The organism is Arcicella aquatica (assembly GCF_034928825.1).
Classification (GTDB): Bacteria; Bacteroidota; Bacteroidia; order Cytophagales; family Spirosomataceae; genus Arcicella; species Arcicella aquatica.
The window spans coordinates 67,876-76,533 of sequence record NZ_JAYFUL010000025.1; the positions used below are offsets into that span (position 1 = coordinate 67,876).

Annotated in this window: 6 protein-coding genes; 2 read left to right on the plus strand and 4 right to left on the minus strand. The window is 34.8% G+C overall.

Features of this window, described 5'->3' with window-relative positions; all coding sequences use genetic code 11:
* The first annotated feature begins 176 nt into the window (after positions 1-176).
* A complete protein-coding gene (locus VB264_RS15185; RefSeq protein ID WP_323250647.1) occupies positions 177-3,170 on the plus strand; it encodes a T9SS type A sorting domain-containing protein in 2,994 nt (997 codons plus the stop codon).
* Between the two features lie 138 nt (positions 3,171-3,308).
* Here VB264_RS15185 and VB264_RS15190 read toward each other — a convergent pair whose 3' ends face one another.
* The 4 genes from VB264_RS15190 to VB264_RS15205 all read right to left on the minus strand — a co-directional run bounded on the left by VB264_RS15190 (position 3,309) and on the right by VB264_RS15205 (position 7,648).
* Positions 3,309-3,842, minus strand: coding sequence for a hypothetical protein (locus tag VB264_RS15190; RefSeq protein WP_323250648.1), 534 nt, complete (start codon positions 3,840-3,842; stop codon positions 3,309-3,311).
* Positions 3,843-4,073: 231 nt separating this feature from the next.
* A complete protein-coding gene (locus tag VB264_RS15195) occupies positions 4,074-4,244 on the minus strand; it encodes a FeoB-associated Cys-rich membrane protein (RefSeq protein WP_323250649.1) in 171 nt (56 codons plus the stop codon).
* An 18-nt stretch (positions 4,245-4,262) separates the two neighbouring features.
* Positions 4,263-5,066 carry an inositol monophosphatase family protein gene (locus VB264_RS15200; RefSeq protein ID WP_323250650.1) on the minus strand — a complete coding sequence of 268 codons (804 nt, stop codon included), beginning with the start codon at positions 5,064-5,066 and terminating at the stop codon, positions 4,263-4,265.
* Between the two features lie 137 nt (positions 5,067-5,203).
* Entirely contained in the window at positions 5,204-7,648 is a 2,445-nt protein-coding gene (locus VB264_RS15205; protein ID WP_323250651.1) for a hypothetical protein, read from the minus strand.
* Between the two features lie 253 nt (positions 7,649-7,901).
* Between VB264_RS15205 and VB264_RS15210 the strand changes: the two genes are divergently transcribed.
* Positions 7,902-8,537, plus strand: a complete 636-nt coding sequence (locus VB264_RS15210; protein ID WP_323250652.1) for a LolA family protein — start codon at positions 7,902-7,904, stop codon at positions 8,535-8,537.
* Positions 8,538-8,658 lie beyond the last annotated feature (121 nt).

Consider the following 8,658-nt stretch of genomic DNA (forward strand, 5'->3'; position numbering starts at 1 on the left):
ACCTGAGAAGTGGACTAACGGGGTGTAATAAATCCTAAAAATACAAACATAATAAAAAGATTAAAGAGCATAGGTAGCTTTTTTTTTCAAAAGGATATAACTTCGTGATAACTTATCCTAGAAGAAAAATTATTAATTTCCACCATATAAATTGCTCAACTCATAAAACTATTATTATGTATCTACTACTACCCAAACACTACATCCAAACCCTTTTGTTCGTTTGCTTAATTATCGCCCCCAAGCTATTATTCGGCCAGTACATTCTGGACAAACAAGTAAAGTTTGAACAGAAAAAAGGAACAAAGCCCATCCTAAAACCGATAGAGGCCTTTTATGCCAAAGGAGATAAACTCTATTTTATGGCTGATAATAGTATTACTATTACCGATAATAATGGATTATTAGTGGACAAAATCCCTGCGGTAAAACAGGTATCTTTAGGATATAAAAACACTATTGGTAAAATTCCAGTAGATGCTGACAATAATTTTTATGATTTCGATGATTGGAAAACAATCAAAAAATACTCAGCTAATAGAACATTACTTAATACATTTGATGTATCTGCCTATGCTGACTATTACGCTCGGGTTAATTATATTGAAATTGATAATGACAATAATCTATATTTTAGTGGTGGAAGTAGCTTTATTACAGTACTAAGTAAAGATGGCATTTGGTTAAGACAAATAGGTAAAGCAGGCAATAAAGATGGAGAGTTTAGTGAACAGATTACTAAAATTGTTGTTTCTAAATCAGGAACTATCTATGCAAGGTCTGGTAATGGTAATGTAAGTGATAAAATACAGATATTTAATAAGGATGGTGGATTCCTCAGGAAAATAGCCCTACAGCAAGAGATAAGTGAATTTTGTGTTGATAACGACGACAATGTTTACATTATAAAAGCTGGGGATAACAGTATTTATCCTTATGATAAAACAGGCAAAGCTTTAACTCCCTTGGCTGTTAGCACCAATAAAAATATTAGTCCAAAATACATAGTAAAGAAAAGTGATAACAAAATAATTGCCTATTGTAAAAATGCTGAAACTACAGGTTACGAATTTTATGATGTAGATGCAAACACTAAAAGCGATATCGTTATTACAGCTAGTGATGCAGACTATCCCACCAGAATTTTAGACGCCCAGATTAATCCTATTACACAGAATATTACCTTTTTAGATGAATATAAAGTAGTTACCTATGATAAAAACTTTAAGGTAGTGAAATCTGCCCAAAACTTTGATAAGGGTATCGTAACTAAAAAACATCCAAATTTATTTGCATTTGATAGCAAAGGCGAGGCCTATTTTTTGAATGAGTTAGACATGGTTACTAAAACGTATGAATTATATGCTGCAAGTAACCCAGATACTCCTTTATGCAAAATAAAAGCTGATTATTATATCAATAAAATAATCATAGATAAAGACTCGTTGAACAATCCAATCATCCTAGCTACTACCGTATATTCGGTTAGTTCATATTCATTTGCAGGAACTCTTATCAAGAAAAACATTAAACCAATATCAGCCTCAATAGGTGTATTGAATAAAAACCCAGATGGAACCTTTAGTTTATTAAGTACTGGACCATACTCACTTCAAAAATATGATTCAAATTTTAAATTAATCTCAAGTCAATATCTTGATGCCTCTTCTTTTAATGATTTTATAGAAACATCAGACGGGTATTTGCATACTATTGTTGAATCCTCACATACTTTAAGACTCGAAGCATTTAATAGTAAAGGGAAAAATATCAACAAAACTAATTTTGATGTAAATTATCCATCAGGGTCGTTTATTAGAGCTTTTAATAATCAGCTAATTATAGCAGGGCCTTATATGGATTTCTTTTCTGTCCTTAATTTCAAATATGATAATACCTTACAACCTAATTATGTTAATGGACCAAGTAGTATTAATCCAACAACGTTTGATAAAGGTTTGGACTTATCAACAATATATAGCTCGTCTGCCAAAAATATAACCTATAAATTAGTTAGTGGCGAAAGTGTAAAAATAAGCAGTGGAGGTATTTTGGAAGTACTGAAAGGAGGAGAGTCGATTATAGAAGTAATATCGCCCGCAACGAGCATATATAATGGCGCTACTAAAAAGGTTCTGGTAACTGTCAATAAGACTACACCCACTGTAACAGGCGTTGAGAATATTAACAAAACAACTGTTGATTCAGATTTTGTATTGAATATCAAAAGTAATGCAACTGATAAACCTACCATACTATTGGAGTCAGGAAGTGCTATTAGCTTTGATACTAAAACGAATACTGTCAAAATACTTAAAACAGGCGTTAGTAAACTAAAAGTTTATGCTCCTGAAACAGACCTTTATAAGGCGTATTCTTATACAATACTGGTTACTGTTTCGACAGCACCTAAACTAACTCCCGACCTTTCAGTGGATGATATTACTAAGAAAATAGATGCTGCTGACTTTACGCTGGTTCCTACTACAAAATCTGATGGAGAAATAATATTTAGTGTTGTTGAAGGAGATGCCATAGAGGTATCGTTACAGGGGAAGGTTAAAATACTAAAAGCTGGAGTTGTTAGGGTATTCATTTCTCAATCAGAAACAGATAAATATTTGGCAAAGGGTCTAATAATTACCATTACTATAGAAAAACTAGATCAAGCCATTGATGCTGGTACTGTTCCAACCTCCTTATATCTGAACAGTACAGGTTTTGATATAAATCCGACATCAAATTCGGGCTTGGGCGTTAGTACAAAAATAGTAAGTGGCCCTGCCAAACTAGAAGGAAAACGAGTAGTATTATTAGGCAACGCAGGAGTTATAGAAATGGAATTTAGCCAAGCAGGTGATGCCAAATACAAGGCTGCTACTACCCTGAAGAAATCTGTGGAGGTAAAATTGGTACTAGCGAATTTAGAAGAGCCATCAGATGCATCAGTAAAAGTATTTCCTAATCCCGTTGCCACAACATTACAACTTCGGTCAGACGGAAAACCATTTGGTTTACAAATTATATCAATGTTAGGCACGGTAGTGTTTGAAAAAGAGATTACCAAAGAAGAAACAGAGATAGATTTAAACGGTATTAAACCAGGAAACTATGTATTGATTATTCAGAAAAACAACAAGCTTGAATATATTAAAATACAAAAACAGTAATTGTAACAATTTATATCTACACCATATTCTGTGATACACAGAATATGGTGTAGATTAAGAATCTATATGTTGTTAGTAAAGACAATAATGTTAAAACTCGGTATTTTCACTACCTTTCCTGATATCCATTAACCGAATTTATTCAAAAATTCTTTCTATCCTCGAAATATCACTTCCCAAAAACTCTTGCTCTTCTATTGTCCATTTTTTTTGTAATTCGATAACTATATGTTGGTCATCATCTCCTTTACTAAAAATCGTTTCTGATATAACTCTTAGCAACCTATCTCTACTAGAAGAAAAATATGCATCTGTTAACTTTCTGAGAAATTCTACATCTATATTCATACCCCTCTTTAATCTAACAAAAGAAAGCGTCTCAAAGTATTCCCATGGAGTTAATATATCCATATCTTGTATGTCCATTAAACCAGCATATAAGACTGGTTTTCTATCATTGTAAAACACACTTATTTCATTCTGATTAATGAGTTTGAAAAATTTCTCTTCAATTAACTCAAACCTTTCTTTTTCAAGGAAAAAATCATTCTCCCTCCAACCAATAACCAATATAGTTGTGACATCTGAAAAAAAATAATGAAATAATTTATTAAAGAATTTATTATATTCCTCCAACCGATAATCTTCCAAATAAATATGATATTTATACATATGTTTTATTAATTATTTAATTGGTTTACCAAAGTTTAAAGGATATACTCATTCTTGGCGTTGTGTTATACACTACGTCAGTGCGTCAGGCATTCTTAGAATGTAATTTCGTTCGATTATAGACATTTATGCATCTTCGATTATATTACAATGAAAAAGCGGTCAGAAATTAATTTTCCGACCGCTTTTTCATTGTAAAAATTTAGGATAACGATATTAGATAGCACTCAATTACCTCTTCGCTTCCATCTCAGCAGCAATTTTATCAAAATCAATTGCTCCACATGAACCACAGCCTTTTGAACAACCTGCATTCTTTTTGATGCTGAAATTCTTGATAACAATATTGCCTAAGTATGCTACAGCAGCTAAAAATATGATAGCAATAATGACGTTTTCCATGATAGTCTTTATTTAATGTTAAGACTTTGTGATATTCCAATTGCGAACAATCACCTCCTCTAATTCAGAAAACATTCCACAGCCCGCAATTAGTTCACGTCCGAACACGAAATCGTCGCCACCTTTAAAATCTTTTACAAATCCACCTGCTTCTTGAACAATCAAAGTGCCAGCGGCTACATCCCAAGGCTTTAGATTGTATTCAAAAAAGCCCTCAAAGCGTCCGCAAGCAGTATAAGCTAAATCTACTGCGGCAGCCCCAAAACGACGAAGTCCATGTGATTTTTGCATCAATTCTTTCAAGATACCAATATAGTTTTCCATCAATTCAAAATCATAATAAGGAAAACCTGTTGCTATCAAGCTTTCACCTAATGTTTTGGCAGAAGACACTTTAATAGGCTTTTCATTCAAATAAGCACCTCCGCCAAGCCATGCACTAAAGCATTCGTCTCTATTGATTTCGTAAACTACGCCCAATACAATCTTGCCTTCTTTGATTAAGGCTATTGAAATAGCAAAGACAGGCACGCCGTGGATATAATTAGTAGTGCCATCTACAGGGTCGATAATCCAAGCAAGGTCATGATTTTCGGCTTGTTCTGCTGTGCCTTCTTCTGCAATAAATCCAGCTTCAGGAACAATTTTAGAAAGCCCAGCTACTAAAAGCTCTTCTGTTTGTTTGTCAACATAAGAAACTAAATCATTCAGCCCTTTGTATTCAATACTGTCTTTACTAAATTCTGAGGCTGCTTTTCTAACAAATTCCCCCGTCTGACGGGTTAAATTGCTTACTTCTGTTGTTAGTTGTTGTAAGTTCAATGAGTTATTTTGTTAACTTTATTTTCCAATCTTTCGTCCCAACTTTAAATTCGATTTTACCCGCTGATATTCAGAGATTTTATACGCAGATTTGCGGTGATTTTTAAAAAAGAAATCCGATAACCGAAACCCGACAGCTATTTCTTTTTCACCTCAAAAAATATCGCTAAGCCTAAAACGCTTACCAATACAATTGACATAATAAGGTCTACAGTACCACCTTTTTTAACTGATTCTGGTTCGAATTTAAACTCAATCGTGTGTTTTCCAGCAGGTACTACCATCGCTCTAAGGATATAATCTGCTCTTAAGTGTGGCTTATATTGTCCGTCGATATAGGCTTTCCAGTCTATATTGCCACGGTAAAATATTTCAGAGAAAACCGCCAATTGTTCTGTTTTAGCATCTGATTGATAAGTTAAAGCATTTGGCTTGTACGACGTCAACACAATTTTATTGACAGCACTGTCTGGCTGAATTTTCAAATTAGCCACTTGGTCAGCAAATCTTTTGTCGATGAAAGCAATGTCTTTAGGCTCAAACTTATCTAAAGCTTTCATTTCTTCATCGGCATTGGCTACAATTTTAAATGAATTAACAAACCAAGCATTACCACAAGCCTCTGGGTTTTGCTGTGCCACTGGCTGACCTGTCTGCTGATTTGGCATGATGAAATACTTCGTATTCAGCATATTCAATACCTGCATATTGTTTTTGGCAATCTGGTTTTCAATGATTTCTGAATAGCGACGTAATTTAGCCCCATGATACCCACCGATAGATTGGTGATAGTACGACGCTTTAGCATCACTACTGAAACCACCAGCGGCTGCGGCATCAAATACTCTGTAGATGCTTTTATCTTTCAATATTTGCTCGTCGGCAGCGGTTGGCGTAAATAGTTCTTCGTATTCTGAATTAGAAACGAAGTTGTCATTATTAAAATAGCGTTTGTCAACTCCGAATAAATCTACTACGATTAATAAAATTAAAACAGGATAAAAAATACCTTCTTTGATTTTGCCTGAAACCCATGCCCAGATTAAACCAGCAGCCAATAGAATAAAGGCTAACGAACGGAAAGCATCTGACCGCATCAACGACTCACGGTCTTGTACAATACCTCTCAGTATTTGCGCATCAACGCCCTTGTCACCTGTGATTTGCATTCCTTCGTCACTTAGGGATTTGAAACTAAAAAACAAACTTGGTACAAGCGCAAAAATTACGCATAATCCAGCGGTTAATGCCAAACCATAAATCAATGGTTTTTTAATAGTTTCAAACGTTGGTTTGTTATCACTAATCTGTTTTAAAGCAAGTACGCCCAATATTACCATCGCTAGTTGCGTAAGCGATAAAATCATGGTAATGGCTCTGAACTTATTAAACATTGGGAAGTAATCAAACATTGGGTAGTTTAATAAAGGGAAGTTTTTACCCCAAGCAAGCATCGTGAAAAATACTGCTGTGCCTACTAACCACCATTTTAATGAACCTCTCACTAAAAAAGCACCCAAAGCAAAAAGGAAACAAATGATTGCTCCTGCATATACAGGCCCACCCACATTTGGTTGGTCGCCCCAATAGGCTGGTCCTCTTTCAGTAAATGGCAAAGCGTTCTCTTCTGGAATACCCGCATTAACCATAGCTTTTAAGGTCTCTGATTTTTTACCGCCCAAGGTTCCGCCCATTGTTCCACCATAAAAATTAGGAATCAATAAAGTACCCGTTTCACCAATACCGTAGCTATAGCTAAAAGCATAATCACGGTCTAAACCACCTTTTGACTCTGTATTGCTCGTTAATTCAGATTTACCACGAATGGTTTCTTTAGAGTATTCATAGTTATTCCAAAGGCGCATCGTGTGGTTAGCTACCCCAACAAAAGAACCTAAGCCCAACGCCAATAAAGCAAAGACGAGAGATTTGATTTTTCCTTGCTTTACATGATTGATTATCTCAACAATAACGTATCCGAAAAGCAACAAAGCAAAGTAATAGGTGATCTGTACGTGATTGGCATAAATCTCCAAACTCATAAAGAGTGCCGTCAAGGCTCCTCCCAATAGATACTTGCCTCTAAAGCATAATACTGCCCCTGCTGCTATCATCGGAGCATAAGCCAAGGCAATGGCTTTTGAAGTATGTCCTGCGGGTAGAATAACCATATTGAGCGTACAGAAAGCATAGCCGATGGCACCAATGATGGATTGCCAAGTATTTGCTCCCAATACGATTAATAGAATATACATACCCAGCATCTCTAAGAAAATAACGTTGATAGGCAATGGTAAAAAGCCCATTACGTCCCCACCAATGGTTGAACCTATGCTATTAGGGTAGGCACCGTGAATCATATAAGCAGGCATACCACCAAACATCGAGTTTGTCCACCAAGGCACAATACCTGTTGCTTTGGTAAATTCAGTAGATTCGTGTGAAGAAGCCAATGACATGGTGATGTCGTGTTGCTTTAATTTTTTGCCTTGTAAGGCCGGAGAGGCATAAATTCCTGCAAGCACAACAAAAGCAATGACTGCGTATAAATGTGGGAGGAATTTCTTGAATGAAAACTGCATATTTTTTGTAAGATTTGGACTTAAATTACCTTGTATGCAAAGATAAAGTTTCTAATTTGAAATTTTGCATGAAAGCTACTTACTCCGCTTTAAATTAGGGTTAATAAAAAATAAGGTTAGCAAATCGTTAAATCGAGGCGATGGTTTATTGAAATTTTGAACTTTTTAAGCACCTTTGTGTTTTTATTACGATTAATTAAACCAAACAATACTTGTTTTGTCCAAACGAAAGCAAATTAAAATATATTACAAAATGATGAACAAAAAGATTTTTTTACTTGCCATTTGCCTAATAATTACTGTAGTAGGGGTAAAAGCTCAAGATTCGAAGGCTGGAGTAATTATTGATGCCATGCAGAAAAAGTACAAATCAATGAAAGCATTTAGTGCTTCATTTACGTATGGTGCGGATGGTTCAAGTCAGGTTTTACAAGGAAATATTACGGTAAAAGGACAAAAGTATCGTTTAAAAACAGGCGGGCAAGAGATTTATAACAATGGCAAAGAGGTTTCTACGTATATCAAAGAAACGAATGAAGTGAATATTTCTGATTATGAACCGTCGGATAATGATTTAAACCCTTCAAGAATTTATTCATTTGATAAAAAGGGGTATCGTTATGTGTTTATTCAGGAAGTGAAAGAAGGAGCAGAGTCGTATGAAGTAATTGAACTTTCGCCGGAAAAGAAAGGAACGCAGGTTTCGAAAGTGAAAATTAAATTGAATAAAAAAGATAAGTCTGTGAAAAGTTGGACTATTACCGATAAAAATGGTAAACGCCAGACATTCAAAGTAAACAATTTTGTTCCTAACGTACCTGTAGATGATAAATACTTTGTTTTTGACAAAAGTAAATTTCCAGGTGTTGAGGTGAATGATTTGAGATAGGTTTGGCTTCCCTTTAGTAATATAATTATTTGATTATCAATACATTATAAATAAAATAACCCCGAAAAAGTGTCAATATTGGCAATTTTCAGGGTTTTTCTGTATTTTGTTTCTGCTAAAA

Bases quoted from the DNA above. Each gene is read 5' to 3' on its own strand.
- VB264_RS15210 (WP_323250652.1), top strand. From the start codon at position 7,902: ATGATGAACAAAAAGATTTTTTTACTTGCCATTTGCCTAATAATTACT.
- VB264_RS15185 (WP_323250647.1), top strand. From the start codon at position 177: ATGTATCTACTACTACCCAAACACTACATCCAAACCCTTTTGTTCGTT.
- VB264_RS15195 (WP_323250649.1), bottom strand. From the start codon at position 4,244: ATGGAAAACGTCATTATTGCTATCATATTTTTAGCTGCTGTAGCATAC.
- VB264_RS15190 (WP_323250648.1), bottom strand. From the start codon at position 3,842: ATGTATAAATATCATATTTATTTGGAAGATTATCGGTTGGAGGAATAT.
- VB264_RS15205 (WP_323250651.1), bottom strand. From the start codon at position 7,648: ATGCAGTTTTCATTCAAGAAATTCCTCCCACATTTATACGCAGTCATT.